At 57.0% G+C, this 19,484-nt stretch carries 16 protein-coding genes and 2 pseudogenes; 11 read left to right on the forward strand and 7 right to left on the reverse strand.

What is annotated here, in order from left to right; translation table 11 throughout:
* The first annotated feature begins 58 nt into the window (after positions 1-58).
* The 5 genes and pseudogenes from BA011_RS36335 (at position 59) to BA011_RS36355 (ending at position 6,071) form a co-directional block, all read left to right on the forward strand.
* On the forward strand, positions 59-1,393 hold the full coding sequence (locus BA011_RS36335; RefSeq protein ID WP_064251354.1) for an ABC transporter substrate-binding protein: 1,335 nt from the start codon (positions 59-61) through the stop codon (positions 1,391-1,393).
* 130 nt (positions 1,394-1,523) lie between these two features.
* Positions 1,524-2,306: an ABC transporter ATP-binding protein gene (locus BA011_RS36340; RefSeq protein ID WP_064251355.1), complete on the forward strand. Its 783-nt coding sequence runs from the start codon at positions 1,524-1,526 to the stop codon at positions 2,304-2,306.
* A 23-nt stretch (positions 2,307-2,329) separates the two neighbouring features.
* Positions 2,330-3,571 carry an SfnB family sulfur acquisition oxidoreductase gene (locus BA011_RS36345; protein ID WP_065284379.1) on the forward strand — a complete coding sequence of 414 codons (1,242 nt, stop codon included), beginning with the start codon at positions 2,330-2,332 and terminating at the stop codon, positions 3,569-3,571.
* A 318-nt stretch (positions 3,572-3,889) separates the two neighbouring features.
* Positions 3,890-4,735 (forward strand): calcium-binding protein, encoded by an 846-nt coding sequence (locus BA011_RS36350; protein ID WP_065284380.1) that lies wholly within the window; start codon positions 3,890-3,892, stop codon positions 4,733-4,735.
* Between the two features lie 365 nt (positions 4,736-5,100).
* Positions 5,101-6,071 (forward strand): annotated as a pseudogene (locus BA011_RS36355) (IS481 family transposase).
* A 233-nt stretch (positions 6,072-6,304) separates the two neighbouring features.
* Here BA011_RS36355 and BA011_RS36360 read toward each other — a convergent pair.
* On the reverse strand, positions 6,305-7,435 hold the full coding sequence (locus BA011_RS36360; RefSeq protein ID WP_065284381.1) for a replication protein RepA: 1,131 nt from the start codon (positions 7,433-7,435) through the stop codon (positions 6,305-6,307).
* Positions 7,436-7,774: 339 nt separating this feature from the next.
* Here BA011_RS36360 and BA011_RS45735 point away from each other — a divergent pair, with 339 nt between their 5' ends.
* From BA011_RS45735 to BA011_RS43470, 3 genes and pseudogenes are all read left to right on the forward strand, one after another.
* Positions 7,775-8,947 (forward strand): hypothetical protein, encoded by a 1,173-nt coding sequence (locus BA011_RS45735; protein ID WP_237352827.1) that lies wholly within the window; start codon positions 7,775-7,777, stop codon positions 8,945-8,947.
* Between the two features lie 13 nt (positions 8,948-8,960).
* Positions 8,961-9,110, forward strand: a complete 150-nt coding sequence (locus BA011_RS44685; protein ID WP_186806625.1) for a hypothetical protein — start codon at positions 8,961-8,963, stop codon at positions 9,108-9,110.
* 108 nt (positions 9,111-9,218) lie between these two features.
* Positions 9,219-9,437, forward strand: a pseudogene (locus BA011_RS43470) (integrase core domain-containing protein); the annotation flags it as partial.
* 295 nt (positions 9,438-9,732) lie between these two features.
* Here the strand turns inward: BA011_RS43470 and BA011_RS36375 are convergent.
* The 6 genes from BA011_RS36375 to nodD1 form a co-directional block, all read right to left on the reverse strand.
* On the reverse strand, positions 9,733-10,218 hold the full coding sequence (locus BA011_RS36375; RefSeq protein ID WP_064251338.1) for a MaoC family dehydratase: 486 nt from the start codon (positions 10,216-10,218) through the stop codon (positions 9,733-9,735).
* A gap of 77 nt (positions 10,219-10,295) precedes the next feature.
* On the reverse strand, positions 10,296-12,122 hold the full coding sequence (gene glmS, locus BA011_RS36380; RefSeq protein WP_065284383.1) for a glutamine--fructose-6-phosphate transaminase (isomerizing): 1,827 nt from the start codon (positions 12,120-12,122) through the stop codon (positions 10,296-10,298).
* A 600-nt stretch (positions 12,123-12,722) separates the two neighbouring features.
* Positions 12,723-13,295 (reverse strand): nodulation O-acetyltransferase NodL, encoded by a 573-nt coding sequence (gene nodL / locus BA011_RS36385; RefSeq protein ID WP_064251340.1) that lies wholly within the window; start codon positions 13,293-13,295, stop codon positions 12,723-12,725.
* 382 nt (positions 13,296-13,677) lie between these two features.
* Entirely contained in the window at positions 13,678-14,889 is a 1,212-nt protein-coding gene (locus tag BA011_RS36390) for a beta-ketoacyl-[acyl-carrier-protein] synthase family protein (protein ID WP_065284384.1), read from the reverse strand.
* Positions 14,890-15,168 carry a phosphopantetheine-binding protein gene (locus BA011_RS36395; protein ID WP_065284385.1) on the reverse strand — a complete coding sequence of 93 codons (279 nt, stop codon included), beginning with the start codon at positions 15,166-15,168 and terminating at the stop codon, positions 14,890-14,892.
* Between the two features lie 590 nt (positions 15,169-15,758).
* The gene (gene nodD1, locus BA011_RS36400; protein WP_065284386.1) at positions 15,759-16,691 is read right to left on the reverse strand and encodes a transcriptional regulator NodD1; all 933 of its coding nucleotides are present in this window, start codon (positions 16,689-16,691) and stop codon (positions 15,759-15,761) included.
* 256 nt (positions 16,692-16,947) lie between these two features.
* Here nodD1 and BA011_RS36405 point away from each other — a divergent pair, with 256 nt between their 5' ends.
* The 3 genes from BA011_RS36405 to nodC are packed head-to-tail and all read left to right on the forward strand — an operon-like array spanning position 16,948 to position 19,482.
* Positions 16,948-17,538, forward strand: a complete 591-nt coding sequence (locus BA011_RS36405; protein ID WP_065284387.1) for a NodA family N-acyltransferase — start codon at positions 16,948-16,950, stop codon at positions 17,536-17,538.
* On the forward strand, positions 17,535-18,182 hold the full coding sequence (gene nodB, locus BA011_RS43475; RefSeq protein WP_151343752.1) for a chitooligosaccharide deacetylase NodB: 648 nt from the start codon (positions 17,535-17,537) through the stop codon (positions 18,180-18,182). The genes BA011_RS36405 and nodB overlap by 4 nt, the downstream gene beginning before the upstream one ends.
* A gap of 22 nt (positions 18,183-18,204) precedes the next feature.
* Positions 18,205-19,482 (forward strand): chitooligosaccharide synthase NodC, encoded by a 1,278-nt coding sequence (gene nodC / locus BA011_RS36410; protein ID WP_065284388.1) that lies wholly within the window; start codon positions 18,205-18,207, stop codon positions 19,480-19,482.
* Positions 19,483-19,484: the final 2 nt, after the last annotated feature.

Genomic DNA, 19,484 nt, shown 5'->3' on the forward strand with positions numbered 1-19,484 from the left:
CATCAGATCAACCCGAACCGGCGCCTTGCCCCGGTCGATACCCGGAGTATGTCCAAAAATGACGATCCTTGCCAAATTCAAGATCGTGGCTCTTGCCGCCAGCCTCGCCTTTACGGTCGCACTGCCGATGGCCCACGCGGATGAACAATACTTCCCGCTCCAGAGCTATCGCGTCGGCCCCTATGCTGCCGGCGGCACCGGCTTCTTCGGTGGCTTCATCGATTATCTGAATCTGATCAACACGCGGGACGGCGGCGTGGGCGGCGTCAAGTTGACATGGTCGGAAGCTGAAACGCAGTATGAGGTCGAGCGTGGCGTCGAAGCGTACGAGCGCCTCAGGAGCAACCCGAGCGTGGCTGCCTGGAACCCGCTCTCCGTCGGCATTGCCTATGCGATGATCGATCGCATCACCGCAGACAAGGTGCCGCTGATCACCATCAACCATGGTCGCACCGATTCGACCGACGGCCGCGTTTTCCCTTACGTCTTTCCGCTGCTTCTCAATCCCTACAGCGAAACATCCGGCATCGTGAACTATATCGCGGGAAAGGAGGGTGGACTCGAAAGCTTGAAAGGCAAGAAGATCGTCGTTCTCTATCACGGCTCGCCCTATGGCAAGGAAACCATTCCGATCTATGAACTGCTGGCGAAGAAATACGGTTTCGAACTGCAGCAGATCGAGGTGCCGCATCCCGGCACCGAACAGCAGTCGCAGTGGCTCACGATCCGGCGCGCCAAGCCGGACTACGTCGTCCTGCGCGGTTGGGGCGTGATGAACCCGGTCGCGCTGAAGACCGCAGCGAAGGTCGGCTTCCCGGCAGACCACATTATCGGCAATGTCTGGTCCAATTCAGAAGAAGACGTCATTCCCGCTGGCGAGGCCGCCAAGGGCTATACGGCAATCACCACCCAGGCGTCGGGAGCCGAATATCCGGTCGTTCAGGAGATCGTCAAAACGATCTACGACGCAGGCCAGGGCAATCTCGAAGATAAGAACCGCATCGGCTCGGTCTATCACAATCTCGGTATCGTCAACGGCATCCTGAATGTCGAGGCGATCCGTATTGCCCAGGAAAAGTTCGGCAAACGGACGCTGACCGGCGACGAGGTCCGCTGGGGGTTTGAACACCTGCAGCTCGATCCGGCGCGTGTCGAGGCGCTCGGCGCCAAGGGCCTGTTCCACTCGATCAATGTCACCTGGGACAACCACGAGGGCAACGGCTACGTGACGTTCCAGCAGTGGGATGGGAAGAAGTGGAACGTCGTCTCTGACTGGATCGCGCCGGACTGGGCATTGCTACGTCCGATCATCGAAAAGTCGTCGGAGGCTTACGCTGCGGAAAAGGGCATCAAGCTTCGTACGGCGGCAGACGCCGAAACAGCGACCAACTGATCCTTTGAAGCCGCGCGCGGCGGGCGCGGCTTCTAGCAAAGGCGTGGGAATGGCTGCTGTTCCCTCTCAACCAGCCTCGCGCCTTCTCCTTTTTCAATTGCAGCTCTCAGGCATGGACAGGAACACGATCATGGGTCACGACACTGCTCTGCTTGCCGTCGATGGTCTGAAGGCAACGTACAATCATGCCATCACGGCCCTCGATGGCGTCGACCTCCATCTGGTGGGCGGTGAAATCCTCGCGCTCCTCGGCGCCAACGGTGCCGGCAAGACGACAACGCTCAAGGCGCTGTCCAACCTGCTTCCAGCCGAACGTGGACAGGTCGTTTCAGGCAGTATCCGGTTTGACGGGCTCGACGTCCTACACACAAGCCCCGCTACCTTGGTGCGCGCTGGTCTCGTGCAGGTACTTGAGGGTCGCCATTGCTTTCGCAGCCTGACGGTCGAGGAAAACCTAATCTCTGGTGGGTTGGGCCGGGGCAGCACACGCGCTGAAATTACCGAGGATATCGAGAAAATCTACGCGCATTTTCCCAGGTTGAAGGAAAAGCGTCGTGCGCTCTCCGGCCTGACCTCGGGCGGCGAGCAGCAGATGACGGCGATCGGCCGGGCGCTGATGTCGCGGCCACGTTTGCTGGTGCTTGACGAGCCATCCATGGGCTTGGCGCCGATCGTCGTCCAGGACATTTTCCGGACGCTGCGCCACCTCAATCGAAAAGAGGGCCTTTCCATCCTTGTGGCGGAGCAGAACTCCGCTGTCGCTCTGAAATATGCCGATCGCGCCATCATTCTCGAAAACGGCGTTGCCGTGCTCAATGGCAATGCGAACGATCTGCGGGGGCGCGACGACATCAAGTCCGTCTACCTCGGCCAAAAAGCCGTGGCTCCCTCCATCCCGGCTGTTGCCAGCTAATCCAATCCAAGAGGAGAAACACCATGACCCATCCCACTATAAATACCGAAAATGCCGCCGTGCCACCTGTTCCACGCCCGTCGCAGCCTGCCCACATTATCAAGAGTGACGCCGAAGCGATTGCCATCGCCAAGACACTTGCGGCAGAGTTCGTCAAGGAATCGGCAATGCGCGACCGCGACCGCATCTGGCCGGTCAAGGAACTGGACGCGTTTTCGCAGAGCGGGCTTTGGTCTATCAACGTGCCGAAGGCCTTCGGCGGTCCCGAAGTCTCTTATGCGACGCTTGCGAAGGTCATCGAGATCATCTCGGCGGCCGATTCATCGATCGGACAGATTGCTCAGAACCATCTTGGCGTTGTGGCAGCGATCCGCACGGTTTCGGACCCAGCCCAGCAAAACCTGTTGTTCGCGGAAGTGCTGAAAGGAACGCGCTTCGGCAATGCCTTCTCCGAATTTGGATCCAAGCGCGCGGTGGATTTCGAGACCAAATTCGTCGATGCCGGCGATCATGTCGTCGTCAACGGCCAGAAATTCTATTCGTCAGGGGCACTGCTCGCGCATCTGGTGCCAATCGTGGCACTGGATGACGAGGGCAGGGCCTGGTACGCCATTGCCGAGCGCGGTGCGCCGGGTCTGACCGTCATCGACGACTGGTCCTCCTTCGGCCAGCGTACCACGCTGTCGGGCACGGTCCTGCTTGACAATGTCAAAGTGCCGAAGACGCATCTCGTGCCCGGCTACAAGGGGTATGAAGTGCCGACCGCGGACGGCGCGATCTTCCAGATTATCCAAGTGGCTGTCGATACCGGCATCGCGCAGGCCGCGATTGACGAGACCGTCAGCTTTGTGCGCACCAAGAGCCGCGCCTGGGTGGATTCCGGCGTCGACAACGCTTGGGACGATCCCTACACAATCCAGGCGATCGGGGACTTGACGTTACGGCTGCATGCGGCGCAGGCGCTGCTTGAGAAGGCAGGTTATGCCATTGACCGGGCGATCCTCGATCCGAATGCGGGAACCGTTGCAGAAGCTCAGATCGTTACCGCCGAAGCGAAGATCCTCTCCACTGAAATCGCGATTGCGGCCACCAACAAGTTGTTCGAACTGGCAGGAACGCGCTCAACCCTTGCAGAGCACGGGCTTGATCGCCACTGGCGCAACGCCCGCACCCATACTCTGCACGACCCGGTCCGCTGGAAGTACGCCATTTTGGGTAAGTATTTCCTGAATGGCGAGAAGCCACCGCTCCATGCCTGGAGCTAAGGTTTCCGATCTGCAAAGCCCCTGAGATCAGTTGCTCTGCAGACTATGTCTGCAGCGTATACGCGGCAGGAAGATTTCGTCCTTCGTCAACGAGGTGTCGCGGACATTGTTGCCACTGCTTGGCCGCCGATTGTCATAGCCCCAAGTCTTTTTCATATTCTGCCGGCCAACTACGAAGGGCGCACAGTGCGGCCGAGATAGACATTTTGGCATCCGTCAATCAAATCGTTCATATCAAAACAATGGATTTCACTAATTCGCTCTTAAAAAACATAAGGGGTGCTGGCGGCGCCGGCTGCCTCATAAGGAGTATATGCGATGAATATCAAAGGCAGTGATAACGGCGATTTTATTTGGGGATCCGGTTACAACGACACAATCGTTGGCGGCAAGAAGAATGACTGGATTGACGCCGGCGGCGGCGATGATCTGATTCGGACTTATGACGGCCATGACTGGATCTTGGCCGGTCCCGGCCATGACATTGTCTGGGCCGGGCCTGGCTCAGACGCAGTCCATGCTGGTGATGATGACGACCTCGTGTATAGCGACGCCCTCCCCCCCTCCAACCCCTTCGAGGAGCGCCGCGTAATACCGCATAGCGGCGAGAGCGACGACCGGCTCCACGGCGATAACGGGAGGGATACCCTAGTGGCTGGTGACGGCTTAGATGAAATGACTGGCGGCAAAGACGGTGACGCCTTCGTGTTTCGGTTCCACGACCCTATGGTTGGAACAACGCACTGCTATACGACTGTGAAGGATTTCGAGCCGGAGCACGACCGTTTTGTCCTGGGCGCCGCCCGCGATAAGGGGGAAGGGGGTCTGTTTGGCGCAAATTTCGTCAACCACTCCAGGGGTTTCCCGGGCGAAGCTGTGGACACTTTCTACAATGGCGCGGCCGCAGACGCGCACGGCGAGCACGTCGTGGTAATCACTGATCGAGGCTTTGCGTCTGGCGCTGCCGCCGCGAAGGCAATTGATCACGAAGCCGCCGGTGACATCATTGTCTACCATGATGAGAAAACTCACGGTGCGACACTAGCCTATGTCGATTCCGCGAACCACGCGCATGCCTTCGCGCATGCCTTCGCTGATGCCGACAATCTGAAAGAGGTGTTGGATCTTACGTCGCTTACGGCGTCAAATTTCGTATTCTTTTAATTCGAAAATCCGAGGAGCGTTCCACCCTCGGGGCGCTTCTCTTTTCCAACGTGGCGCAGGTTACGGAAAATAGAAACGACGTGATCTCATTGATCGACTGCACCGTGACCGGTCGCTGCTATCCAATGTGGGCGTTGTTCAACGGCAAAGACGTGATCCTGGTCGAAAGGATCGTGAGACGCTGGCAGAGTTGGCCCTGCTGCGGAAGACCAGCGTGGTATCAGGAGCGACGCCTGCGTAGCGTCCGTCTTCTGTACAGGCCCGCGAAGCAATTCCATCTTTGTGAAAGTCCGCGTTGAGGGCCTTGGATGTTTGATCCCAGGCTTTGATGGAGCATCCTTGTCTTCCGAATCAAAGGATGCGCTATGGGCCAGGTTCTTCATAAGGTGCCACGACGACAGAGGCAGTCCGTCGAGCGATACAACATAGTCAAGAGAGCCTGAGAACGCTTTCGAAGCGTTATGGGATAATCAGAAGACCGTCGCCAAGTGGCGGAAGCGATCCTCGGTTGCGGACCTTCCGACCGGCCCGAAAGAGCCGAGATCGACGGTGCTTTCCGTCGAGGAGGAGGCCGTTATCGTTGCCTTTCGCCGGTATACACTGCTGCCGCTCGATGACTGCCTCTATGCACTGCAGCCGACAATCCCGCATCTCACGCGGTCTTCGCTGCATCGTTGCCTGCAGCGCCATGGCATCGGCCGCCTGCCGGATGTCGATGGCGACAGGCCGGCGAAGAAGAAGTTCAAGAGCTACCCGATCGGCTACTTCCACATCGACATTGCCGAGCTGCACATGCTCGTTGCCATCGATCGCACCTCGAAGTTTGCCTTCGTCGAACTGCACGAGAAGGCCACCACCGCCATCTCGCGCGAATTCCTCCTACGCCTGATTGCAGTCGTCCCCTACAAGATCCACACCGTGCTCACCGACAACGGGATCCAGTTCACCACGCCCCGGCGCTGGAGGGTCGGCTGTGCCGCTGATCAAAGAAGCGATCGCCAATGGCGAACGCTTCTGGGCCCATGCCTTCGAATAGACCTGCGCCACCAGCGATATCGAGCACCGCACGACCAAGCCGAAGCACCCGTGGACCAGTGGTCAAGTCGAGAGGATGAACCGAACCATCAAGGATGCCACCGTCAGACGCTTCTACTATGAAAGCCACGATCAACTCCCCGAGCACCTCGCCGACTTTGTCGCCGCTTACAATTTCGGCCGCAGACTCAAGACTCTCAAGGGCCTCATACCCTACGAGTTCATTTGCAAAGCATGGACTTCACAACCCGAGCGCTTCGCCTTCGATCCGCTCCATCAAATGCCGGTACTAAACACCTAGGAGGCGTTTTTCACGCCTCGGCCACACTCGCGGGGCACTCAGGTCCTGAAAACGCGCTGTGTGGGATTTGGTGAGCTACCACGTGCGATCAAGTCCGCAAAGCTTCATCTCTTCAAAAAATCCAAAATTTCAAATCTTCCTGTTCTGTAAATTCAGAAGGATTTTAGAAAAAGGTGTTCCGCAGTGTTCCGTAGTCTTCAGTTCTATATATAGGCGCGACCGATTCAGCGTAGCTAACGCTTTATGGTTTCACGCTTTTTTGTGGAACTCTTGGCGGGGAGTGACAACGCATCAGAATCAGCCGGTTTCAGCCGGATGCCGCCTTCATTGACGGCGACGGGGAGCTTGGGAAACAGCTCGCAGATGTGAGCCAGTTCCTTCGTGAATTTGGCCCGGAAATCGCGATCGCGGGTATAGCCGCCGGTCTTGCCCGAGGTCACGAAATGCCCCTCCCCGAACTGCTCTTTTAGGGCTTTCCAACTGATCGAAACGGGTTCGCTCAAGTTGTAGCAGCGGTGGCCGAGCCAATAGTAGATGTCGATCTTGCGCGGCGAGTCCGAAAACGCGCGGATCGCATGGACGTTGACCGGTAGCGCGTGCCTGGCGAGGGTGTCGTAGAACTCGCGGCTGAACGTGATGGTGCTCGCCCAGAGCATTTGCTGGTCGGGATGGGTCGGGAACCAAACGTCCATCGACTCAAACGGCGCGGTGTTGACCGTCTTGGTATGGCCCCCTTTCTCGTCGAAGGTGCCGATGGTCATCTTGCAGGCCGCCAGCGCGTTCAGCTGCTGTTTGAAGGCGATCAGGTTACCGCGTTGGCCGCCGTTGGCTCCAAAGCCCATCTTCTTGATGAAGGCGGTCAGGCTGGCGTCGATCTTGATCGTGGGCGACTGCTGGCGGATGGCTTCGCTGCACAGGTGCAACAGCAACAGGCGCGCGCGGGAGCCATAGGGCAACGGCTGCTTGACGAACTCGCCCCTTGGCGACAGCAACTCACCGGCATTGACAATCAGCCGCATGCTGCCCTGTTTGCTGCGGTACTCGCGCTCCTCGAGCGGCTGGCGGCTATAGGGCAGGCCACACAGGGCCAGCACGCTATGAATATGGCGCAGGTCTTGGCGGGCGCCCCCTTTTTCGAGCGCGTCTTTGCTTTTCGCGCGGCGCCGCGCCCCCGGTGACATGGCTGCCATTTCATTCGCGCGGGCCTCGGCCTTGGCATCGCGCGCGGTCTGTTCGGCGATAATCTCGCGCGCTTCCAGGACGAATACGGCATCCATCTTGAGCCGCTCGCGGGCTTGGGCGAGTTTCTTCCTCAGATCGGCGTCACGGATAAGGGAGAGATCGGGCGTACTGATGTCGATCATCGCCCGATTACTCCGTCTTGTTCTCCGCCATTTCCAGTAGGGCTGCGATGCTTGATTCTGGCCTTAACGATTGATGTTTCAGGATTTTCCAGCATATCGCGACACTTCACTTTCGTTTGTCGCATTATTGCATTTTTTACATTTTGACGGTATATAGACGTTATATATATGAAAATCCGTTACGGAGGCTTATATTCCACATTCGGAGATTACGCGCTATCAAATAGAGACGACGTCGGAACGCATTCAGCGCCACGGCGGATGCCCCGAATAGGCAACGAAAATACAAAATCACCTCCGAAAAAGCTCGGAGACTGATGAACCTGCTTGGAGGACAAGATGCACTGGATTTCCAGATTATTTGCAACGGGTGCCGTTTTGGCGTTGGCGTCCATAGCCCTCGACGGCTTCGCCCAGTCGGTCGATGCCAACCTGGCAATCAACAGGCCGGACGAGGCGTCCTGGCGTTTCCTCGCTTATGTCGCTGCTCCCGTCGCGGCGACGCCCGGCAAGGTTTTGTTCGAAACATGGGCTTCGAACGAAGATACATTCACCCCGCACCCAATTTTCCCGGGCGCCAAGGGTGACCCGTCCTGTGGACAGTCGGGTGCGGTCGCTGCAGCGGCGGAAATCGCCACTCCCCTGGCCAGCCCAAAAATACTGAGTCTTCCAGCCCTCCAGCAGTTGGCTCCGATGGGCCTCGTCCCGCATGGGTCGCCCGACGGGAGCGAAGAAGTTCGCCGCAACCAGGCGACTTTCGATTACATCGTTTGCAACCAGCTCTTTACCAAGGCCGGTCTGCGATCCTTCTATAATGCCGGCCGGCCGATCTCAGCTCCTGTCGGCGCCATGGAAGTCAAAGCAAATTGGGTACCCGCCGATGAGGTCGATAGCGCCGATTATTATGTCAGTGAGGCACCTGACGGGAAGAAATACGCGCTAATCGCCATGCATATCAGCAGTAAGGTGCTGCCAAACTGGACCTGGGCAACGTTCGAGCACCAGAACAATCCAGGCCGTTGCGATTATACCGGATGCCATGATGCCTATGGTGCGGTTGTCGCCGACGTGGACGCGAATGACGCCCTTGATCAGACCTACAGCGACTGCGCAAAGAACGACGCACTGAAAGCCATGATGAGATCTGCAGGCCTTCCACCCGTGTGGGAACATTACTGCCTGAAGGGCAGCCAGACCGACTTCATCTCGGCGACCGGCTTGCCGACGCATCTTGGCAATTCGGTAACGGAGGCCGGATTCGCCGACACTTCGTCTTGCATCACCTGCCATGCGCGTGCCGCCGTCAACGCAAAGGGAATAAAGACGACGCCAGCAGGATTTGTCGATCCGCCGATCCCGGCGCTCTGCCCCAATCCATCTGGTTCCTGCAGTCCGAATGGCGCGCCGGATCCGAATTGGTTCTGGACCAGTCCCGGCAAGCTCGACCAGGCCGCCGTTGCCATGCAGACGGATTTCATCTGGTCAATTGCCTGCTTTGCAATTGGGCACTAACACCGGCGCTGCTTTGACGCTGCCCGACAAAGCGAACCGCCGAAAGCTGGCCGGCGATGAAGATCTGCGCATGACCGCTATGTTCGCCATCGGCGCCCGGTCCGGCATCGCCCCGGCAGCGGCAGGGTCTCGCCGCGCATGTTTCGCGGAGGACGAGATCTGATCTTGCGCGCGAGCGGCGCAATGTGCTGTCCCAGCCCTTTTCCGGATTCAGGCGGCTGGCGCGGATATCGAAGACCCGGGTTGTGCGCTTCGATATCATCCGCCGCACCCAGGAAAGCCGACGGACAATGCCTTCATCGAAGCATTCAACGGCCGCTTCCGCGCCGAATGTCTGAACCAGCATTGGTTCCTGACCCTTGCGGATACCCGCGAAAAGATGGAGGATTGGCGCAGAGACTACAATGAGGTTCGGCCACATGGTGCCATCGGCAATAAGGTGCCAATCTTACTGATGAATCCGGGAGGCGCAACCAGCCCACCTCCCTGAATGAAGCCGGAAACTCCAGCCTCCGGTGGTCCAGAATCCTGGGGCGGTTCAACACCCGCCGAGGCTCTAACCGCCGCTGGATGAAAGTTCAGTGACAGGTCAAGCGAGCCTGGTGATCTCGCTGATAACGTTATGTCGCGCATGATGCCAGTCTGCCGCCTTGCTTGCGGCGCAAGTCTGGTCAACCGGCTGAAAGCAATAGGCGTTCGTAAGGGAAAACAGACGCCCAATGCAAAACAGCGCGTAGGTCCATGGCGGTTCTATCCGTAGACCAGGCAACTGGCGCGGGCTGGCGTCAAATCCCTTTAGGCCTGTCGTCCGGGTCAAACTGAATGATCGTGATCCAATTGGCCGTGAGTGCCGGTCGGTTCTCGTTCTCGATCTCGACCGTCACCTCGTAGGTGGTCACCAGCATGCTTGCGCCGCGAAATTGACATTCAGAGAGAACGAAGCGACCGCGCACACGGCTGCCGGTCTTGACCGGTGACATGAAACGCACCCGGTCTAAGCCGTAGTTAAGGCCCATGGTCTGCTCGCGGATCCTTGGCATGCCGCTGAAGTTCATCGCCGACAGAAGCGAGAGTGTCAGGAAGCCATGAGCGATAGTGCCACCAAACGGGCTTTCGACTGCCGCGCGTTCCGGGTGCACGTGGATGAATTGATGATCGTGTGTCGCATCGGCAAAGAGATCGATTGTAGTTTGATCGACGGTGATCCATTCGGATTTGCCGAGTTCCTGGCCAATTCGCGACGGCACGTCGGCGAGCGAAAGTTCGTGCATACGACCTCACTTATTTGATGTCTGATCAAGTCGTGGATTTTCTCGGAGGCGAGATGCGATTTAACCAATCGTCACAATCATTCGACTGTGACCGATTTAGCCAGATTCCGCGGCTGGTCCACATCTGCCCCCATGACGACCGCCGTGTGATACGCAAGAAGCTGCAGCGGCAGAGAAAAGATCATCGGCGCGATAATCTCCTCAACGTTAGGCAACACGATAGTGTGCATGGTGGGGAGTTTCGAGATCGAAGCGCCCGTCTCGTCGGTGATCAGAATGATGCGGCCGCCGCGGGCGGCCACTTCCTGCATATTGGAGACAGTCTTATCGAAGAACCGATCATGTGGCGCAATGACGATGACTGGCATATTTTCATCGATCAGGGCGATCGGACCGTGTTTTAATTCTCCCGCCGCATAACCTTCAGCATGGATATAGGAAACCTCCTTCAGCTTCAGCGCACCTTCCATGGCCAATGGGAAATTCGTGCCGCGGCCGAGATAGAGCACGTCGCGGTAATTCGACAATTCCCGTGACAAGAGCTCGATCTTCGGCTTGATGTCGTTCAGCACCCGTCGCATAACGCCCGGCAACGTCGCCAGACTTTGGACGAGCGCCTGTTCCTCGTCGTCTGTGATTGTGCCCCGCGCCTTGCCTGCGCCGATGGCTAGTGCAGCGAGAACAGCAAGCTGGCAAGTGAATGCCTTGGTCGAAGCAACGCCGATCTCCGGCCCGGCGAGGATCGGAAAGATGGCATCTGCCTCGCGGGCAATAGTTGATTCCCGGGTATTGACGACAGCGCCTATTCTCAGACCTTGTGCTTTGCAATAGCGCAGCGATGCAAGCGTGTCAGCCGTCTCACCAGATTGAGAGATGAAGAGTGCTGCCGACCGCGGCGACAACGGGATTTCTCGATAGCGGAATTCAGAGGCGACATCAATTTCAACCATTAAGCGTGCGTAGCGCTCGAACCAATATTTGCCAACCAGCCCCGCCAGATATGCAGTGCCGCAGGCAGAAATTGCGAGGCCCTCAACCCTGGCAAAACCGATGTCGGTTGTCATGGCATTGACCTGATTATCGTTGACATTGATGTAGTGACCAAGAGCACGGGCGATGACCTCGGGTTGCTCGTAGATTTCCTTCTCCATAAAATGCCGGTGATTGCCCTTGCCGACCAGGCCTGCGGTAGCAAGCGATATGTGCCGTGGGCGCGTAACGACTTTGCCTTCCGTATCGAAAACTTGGACACTCGTTTTGCCGACAACAGCCCAGTCGCCATCGTTCAGATATGTGATGTCATTGGTGAACGGAGCAAGAGCGATCGCGTCGGAACCTAGAAACATCTCACCATCGCCATGGCCTATCACTAATGGTGGTCCATTGCGCGCCACCATAATGGTCGCTGGATCATCCTCAAACAGGATTGCAAGAGCGAATGCGCCCTTGACGCACTTCAGCATGGCATGCATGGCCTCAAGGCATCCCATGCCATCCCGACGGAATTTGGTCAGGAGATGTGCAATCACCTCGGTGTCCGTATCGGTCTTAAACTTGACCCCTACCTTCGCCAATCCGTCCTTCAGCTCGGAAAAATTTTCGATGATGCCGTTATGAACAACGGCTACGCCATCGGCAAAGTGCGGGTGAGCGTTGCATTCTGTCGGTGCGCCATGGGTCGCCCAGCGCGTGTGGGCGATGCCGACGGTGCCGCTCAGGGGCTCTTTTTTCAATCTCGTTTTAAGGTTCACGAGTTTGCCTTCTGCCCGGCGTCGGTGCAATTCTCCCTCGAAGATCGTAGCAACGCCGGCTGAATCATAGCCGCGATATTCCAGTCGCTCCAAGGCTTCGATCAGCCGCTCCGGCACGGGCTTCCGTCCCACTATGCCAACAATCCCACACATGCTCGTCACCCATGTCCCAAGAGCCCCCGACCGTAATCAGGAAGGCGGACGCCGCTCGGTGCGTGTCCTCCAGCGCGTGCTAATAACTCTACACAGATTAGTAAAATTGATTGTTGCGATAGCTATCATCCACGTCATGGATGCGGCGTACTCAGAAGGGTCGATAAACGCTTTTACGCAGCGATTGATGCCTTCTGCCAAGTGTCGACAGATAGGCTACGCCCGGATGATGGGCGCCTGCCTCTGACAAAGATGTTCCAGCCAACAGGGATTGGTATTTGCCGACGACATGCCGGGCGCGCATGTCCATTGGACACAACGAATTGTCTTTCATCGAGCGCACGGACTGAAAAAGCAATTCGTTTTTCTAGAGGTGAAGCGGTCTGTGTCTGCGGGTTGACCTTGAGTCGTAATTGCCCCTTTGCATGCAAACGTGATCACGAACCGGTCAGCTCGACTGCCCAGCCGCATTTGCAAAGAGATTTGCGTCAGAGTGAAAGTGCCGACAGTTGGAACCGCAAGGGCCATGGCGGCCCAGAAGTTCCGTTCGCACAAGCAAAGGAACTACCCCTTACCACCGGATTGCCCCAAAGCCTACTTTTATGATTGCGGCGAGCGTCCACCAGCCCTGACCCGAGCTGGATTTCCCATGGCCGTGCTTCCTGCAGGAACATCTCGCGTGACCACGCTACCAGCGCCAATGACAGCGTGATCGCCGATCGTCACGCCCGGGAGAATGATTGCTCCACCGCCAATCCAGGCGTGCCTGCCAATGCTGACAGGTCGTCCCAACTGCAGCCCAGCCTGGCGCTGCTCTGGATCATGTGGATGGTCCGCGGTATAAATTTGCACAGCGGGCCCTATTGCGGTTCCGTCACCGATAGTCACGGCTGCCACGTCAAGAATGACGCAGTTGAAATTGATGTATACCCAAGCTCCGATCCGGATGTTGAACCCGTAATCGCAGTGGAACGGAGGACGAATAGCCGCTCCAAGCCCGACCGCGCCCAATCGTTCTAACAGGAGCGCATGCCACCGCTCGGCGGTGTCGCCCAGCGTGTCATTGTACCGCTTCAGCCAAGCCCCGGTGAGGAGCAGCTCGGCTTGGATCTCGGGGTCCGCTGCGTTGTACATTTCGCCTGCCAGCATCTTTTCTTTTTGGCTGCGTGTCATCGTCTCTTCTCAGATCTTGTTCGTGCGAGGACGGTACTTGAGTGCGACTACTTCGCGATCAAGCTAGCTAGCACCTGGCACGATATCGGGCGCAGGCGGAGGTGGAATTGATAGTAACACTCCTTGTTCGTGGCAGAAAAGGATGAGGCGTCAACTTTAGTCGACCGGCGAGCCGAGTGAGAGCTCCGGCGACGAAAATAGTCAGGCTCCAGCTCCCCGCGACACGTGGTGAAAGCGGAGTAACGTGGCTGCCCGGCGGAACTTTTTTCAGATGCGCGAGTATCTGGGGAATTGCAGCGAAACCTCACTGACGGGAATCGGGGGGGCCTGCTTCAGGCATTTGAAGCTGCCTTACAAGGGGTCAATCGTGACGATCTTCACCTCATTGCACCTGCTTGAACGCAAGGACAGCATTCATGCCGCCCATGGCGAAGGCGTTGCTCATGGCCACGCGCACCCTGCGCTCTCGGGGCACATTTGGCGTGATGTCCAGATCACAATCGGGGTCTGGCTCGCGATAGTTGGCGGTGGGCGGCACGACATCTTCTTGGATCGCCATCACGCAGGCTATCATTTCGAGCGCACTTGCTGCCCCGAGGCAGTGCGCGTGAGTGGATTTGGTAGAAGAGATGGACATCGATCGAGCATGGTCATCAAAGACGCGCTTAATCGCCGTCGTTTCGATCTGATCGTTGGCCTTGGTGCCGGTGCCATGGGCGTTGAGGTAGTCTACATCCTCGGCATTTAAACCCGCATCAACAAGGCAGGCGCGCATCGCCGCCTCCGGCCCATGCACAGCTGGTGCAGCGATGTGGTAGGCATCGGCGGAAAGGCCGACGCCGGCGACCTCGGCAAGCATCGTTGCACCGCGGGCGGCGGCATGCTCATAGCTTTCCAGCACGGCCATGCCCGCACCCTCGCCCAAAACTAGTCCTTTCCTGTCTGCGGAGAATGGCCGGCAAGTATCTGGAGCGAGTACGCGCATTGCTTCCCATGCCTTAAGCACGATCCAGACGAGTGGCGCGTCACTTCCTCCAGCTAGCATAACGTCCGCCCTACCGAGCTTGATCTGGTCTACCGCTGAAGCGATCGCGTGGTTGGCCGAGGCGCAGGCGGAGGTGGCACCGAAGACTGGCCCCCGCAGCCCGAGGTTCATGCTTACCTGACAGGCAGCCGCGCTAGGCATTGCCTTTACCCCAGTGAATAGCTCAGTGCGGGTCGCGCCGCCCAATAGGAGGGTGCGGTAGGCCTTCTCGGTAGCGTCCCATCCGCCAAAGCCAACGCCCACTGTCGCGCCGAAACGGTGGGCATTTCCTTCATCGCACGAAAGTCCGGCCTGTAGCATGGCTTCTTTAGCTGCAAGCACGGCAAGCAGGCTGAAGCGGTCCATGGAGATGAGCTGCTTGCGATCAATGTCGTGTTGAGGCAGCACCTTGATCTCGGTCCCGATCATCCCCTTCAGCTCATGAATCTCTGAATTTGAAATCGGGCCGATGGCGGAGCGGCCTTCGCGCATCTCCGTCCAGATAGAGGAAGCATCGGTGCCCAGTCCGCACAGTCCGCCCAATCCGGTGATAACGACGCGCTTGTCCATTTAGACCTCCCTAGTGAGCAAGCCACGGACGGCTTCCACCACGTCGCCGATATTGTTGAGGTTCGACCAGGCATCCGCCGTATTCATCTCGATCTTAATGCCGTAGATTTGCTCCAGATCCCAAAGGACATCGGCCAAACCCAGCGAGTCGATGCCAAGCGAAGTCAACTCCGTGCCAGTCGTGATTTCGCCGAGCGCTACGGTCGTTCTCTCGCCGTTTTCAGCTTTGACGAGCTTATTGATCGCACTGATAATTTCCAGTGTGAGTTGATCAGCCATTTGTATTCCTTTCCATCATGCCTAATTTCGACAAGCCAACGGCCTTGCGAGAAGGCTCGATCTAATTGCTGCTAACATCGGAAGATGTTCCGGCTCGTCTGCGAAGTGACGACAGAAACCGATAAACTTACCGGAACGTCACCGCGCGGTTGCCCTGCTATGGATCATATGGAATGATTGGTAAAATTGATTGTGTGGATCAAAAGCATCCACGCTATGGATTGTGGCTCGGGCATTGCCGCAGCTGAATTCATGCGCCGGCGCAGTTGCAACCCCTCCAGGAAAAGCGTGATTACGCGGATCGAAAGTAATTGAGCTTTGGCCCCTTTCCCGGGCCGGCGCGTTATCAGTGCGGCGCAGGAAGCATGTGCGGGAGGTCGGTGAAGTCGCCGCGGCATGATGCTGGTTTTCAGCAATGAGTCGAACATCAGTGACAGGAATAAAGTTTTGAATCATTTTGCATGAGACCAAACTGGGGCAGCGGGGCTCGCCTGTAACGTGATGCCTCGTTTGGGGACCGAATGCATAGTTTCCAATGATCAGCGCCCATCTAACTACTGGGGCTGTGAAATGAACCCCGGCGGTGCCGCTTACGACCTACAACTTTCCATCTCAGATTCCATGCGCGAAGCCTCTTTGATCATAATCTTGCGCATCCAAATGTTTCCAGGATCAGTGTTGTGAAGAGCCGGCCATTGGACAGCCTCAGTGAACGAAAGAAGTGGCAAAGGATGCTCGATGATCCGTAAGGGGATAATTTGTTCGTAATGTTTGACCAGCCGGAGTGGGATGGTTGCTATTCGGTTAGTGCCTGACAGCAACGGCGGGATCAAGTTAAACCCCGGCACGACGAGTTCAATACGCCTCTTGAAGCCGTGCTCCAGCAATAACCATTGCTCAACAGAAGGCTTAAGACCACGTCCGAACTTAGCCGCAACATGCCCCATGGACATATATTGCTCCAGGGAGAGCTTCCCTGGCAGTTGCTCGTTCGTAGGGCAGCCGACACACACCAGTTCCTCTTCGAAAAGCCTTGCTTTTGGGTGGGCGCCAGACATGAATAAATCCGGAAGGATCAGAAAATCAACATCCCCACGGCGGAGAAGCTCCTCGGGATCGTCGTCAAGCGGCAGCAACTCGAAGCTGACCCCCGGCGCCTCTCGAGCTAAGCGCAAGATGATCTTGTCGAAGAAGACTAGTGCCATGAAGTCTGAAAGGATAATTCTGAATCGGCGATCGGACTCCGCAGGGTTTATTGGATCCCATGCGATGACGGAGAGCTGAATATGCAAGAGAGCATCACGAACAGCGGGGGCGAGTGCCTCCGCACGCGGGGTCGGAATTAGCTCCCGTCTCTGCATGATGAAAAGCTCGTCGTTGAAATAGGCGCGCAACCTGGAGATGGCAGCGCTCATGGCCGGTTGGCTGAGGTTGATGCTGCGTGCCGCTGCTGTGAGCTTGCGCTCGGTCATTAGAGCGTCGAGCGCTACAAGAAGGTTGAGATCAAGGCCTTTAAAACGCATGGGTGTATATCCATTCCACAGATGATTGCCATCCAAACAATCAATTTTACCAATCTTTCGGACCGCTTATAGAAAAGCCGGAACTTGATCAATATCAAGGCCGGGAACGAAAAATCGAAATGCCGGGCAAGGGCCCGATTTCAATTCTTTACTTCTCCTAACCGCGCGATTGTCTAACTGGCAATCCAATAGTCGTGCGCAACAATCTGCGCGGCTTTGATCGTGGCTGGGTGAAGAAACAACGTGGAGCTTTTGGATGTCTTCTGAAGTGCGGTGGAAAATATGCTGGGAAAATGAGCTGGAAGCCTCAGACCACGCGGAACTCGCTGATTTCTTTTGCAAGACCTATGGACCGACGGGAGCTTTCAATGCCAAGCCGTTCGAGACTGGCCGAAGCTGGGGTGGTGCGAGGCCCGAACGCCGCGCAATCGCATATGACTCGCGCGGCGTCGCTAGCCACATGGGCTTGTTACGCCGCTTCATAAAGGTCGGTACGACTGATTTGCTTGTGGCCGAGCTAGGCCTGTACGGAGTGCGACCGGATCTAGAAGGATTAGGAATCGCTCACTCGGTCCGCGCTATGTTTCCGGTTCTGCGCGAGTTGAGCGTTCCATTTGCTTTTGGAACAGTTCGCCACGCCATGCGAAATCACATGGAAAGATACTGCCGAGATGGTACCGCCAATATTATGACCGGGCTGCGTGTGCGCTCCACGCTTCCAGACGCGCATTCCGACCTGCCAGCCACGCGCACTGAAGATGTCCTCGTATTGGTAGTTCCCGTGGACCGTCCGATGACTGAGTGGCCTGCGGGCTCGTTGATTGAACGAAACGGGTCGGAACTATGAAGCGGCCTGCCTATATGAGCGAAGTACCGGTCAGTCAAAGCGGCCAGGAAGATCGCTGCGTTTATTTGACGTTCGATGATGGTCCCAATCCATTCTGCACGCCGCAAATCCTTGATGTTCTAGCTGAGCACCGTGTCCCGGCGACATTTTTTGCTATCGGTTCATACGTGAAGGATCACCCCGAACTCATCCGGCGTCTTGTGGCGGAAGGTCATGATGTCGCCAATCATACCATGACGCATCCCGACCTCGCCACCTGCGATCCCAAGGATGTCAAACGTGAAATAGACGAGGCGCATCAAGCTATTGTCTCGGCCTGTCCCCAAGCCTTGGTCCGGCACTTACGAGCGCCTTACGGGGTTTGGACTGAAGACGTGCTTTCAGCATCGATGAGCGCTGGACTTGGCGCCGTTCACTGGTCGGCCGACCCTAGAGATTGGTCTTGCCCGGGCGTCGACGTGATCGTTGATGAGGTGCTTGCTGCTGCTCGGCCTGGGGCAATCGTGCTTTTGCACGACGGGTGTCCTCCCGATGAGGTTGAGCAATGCTCGCTTGCCGGATTGCGTGACCAGACGCTTTTAGCACTCTCTCGAATTATTCCGGCACTGCATAGCCGCGGATTCGAAATTCGTTCCCTTCCCTGAAACACTGGACAAACGAGAAACCATGACCCTGCTCGCAACAACCAGCATCGCCGCCGTCTCGCTTTATGCAATGCTCTCCACTGTATATAAGAGCGCGCAGGTCTTTCATGCTAGGCGGACAACGACCTCAACAACACCTGCGAAAGACGTCGAAACCACCCATCTACCAAGCGTTGATGTCATTGTGCCGTGCTTCAACGAGGACCCAATCGTTCTCTCCGAATGCCTCGCGTCTCTCGCGGAACAGGATTACGCTGGAAAATTGCGTTTTTATGTGGTCGACGACGGTTCCAAAAATCGCGAAGCGGTCGTGGCTCAACGCGCTGCCTATGTAGACGATGAGAGATTCAACTTCACAATTCTCGCTAAAAATGTTGGAAAGCGCAAAGCGCAAATCGCCGCTATAACCCAGTCCTCTGGGGACCTCATCTTGAATGTGGACTCAGACACCACGATAGCCCCCGACGTCGTCTCGAAGCTTGCCCACAAAATGCGCGATCCAGCAGTCGGTGCGGCGATGGGCCAAATGAAAGCCAGTAACCAGGCGGACACCTGGCTAACTCGATTGATTGACATGGAGTACTGGCTTGCCTGCAACGAGGAGCGCGCGGCACAAGCTCGCTTCGGTGCAGTTATGTGTTGCTGCGGCCCATGCGCGATGTACCGTCGGTCTGCTATGCTCTCGCTGCTGGATCAGTACGAGACGCAGCTTTATCGCGGCAAGCCGAGTGACTTCGGTGAAGATCGCCATTTGACGATTCTCATGCTGAGCGCCGGCTTTCGAACTGAGTATGTTCCGAGCGCCATCGCGGCGACAGTCGTTCCTGACACAATGGGTGTCTATCTGCGTCAACAACTACGGTGGGCACGCAGCACCTTCCGGGATACATTGCTCGCGCTCCCTCTAATGCCTGGCCTCGATCGGTATCTCACTCTGGACGTAATCGGGCAAAATGGCGGCCTTCTGCTTCTTGCGCTGTCGGTATTGACGGGTATTGGCCAGTTTGCGCTGACCGCCACAGTGCCATGGTGGACGATCCTGGTGATCGGATCCATGACTCTTGTACGATGCAGCGTGGCTGCCTATCGCGCCCGCCAACTTAGGTTTCTGGGTTTTGCTCTCCACACGCTCGTGAACATCTTTCTCTTAATTCCCTTGAAGGCCTATGCCCTTTGTACCTTATCCAATAGCGACTGGCTGTCGCGTGGATCAGTCGCTGTTGCGCCCACTGTTGGTCAGCAGGGCGCTGCTAAAATGCCAGGGCGGGCGACATCTGAAATTGCCTATAGTGGCGAGTGATG

The sequence above is a fragment of the Rhizobium leguminosarum genome (assembly GCF_001679785.1).
Classification (GTDB): Bacteria; Pseudomonadota; Alphaproteobacteria; order Rhizobiales; family Rhizobiaceae; genus Rhizobium; species Rhizobium leguminosarum_R.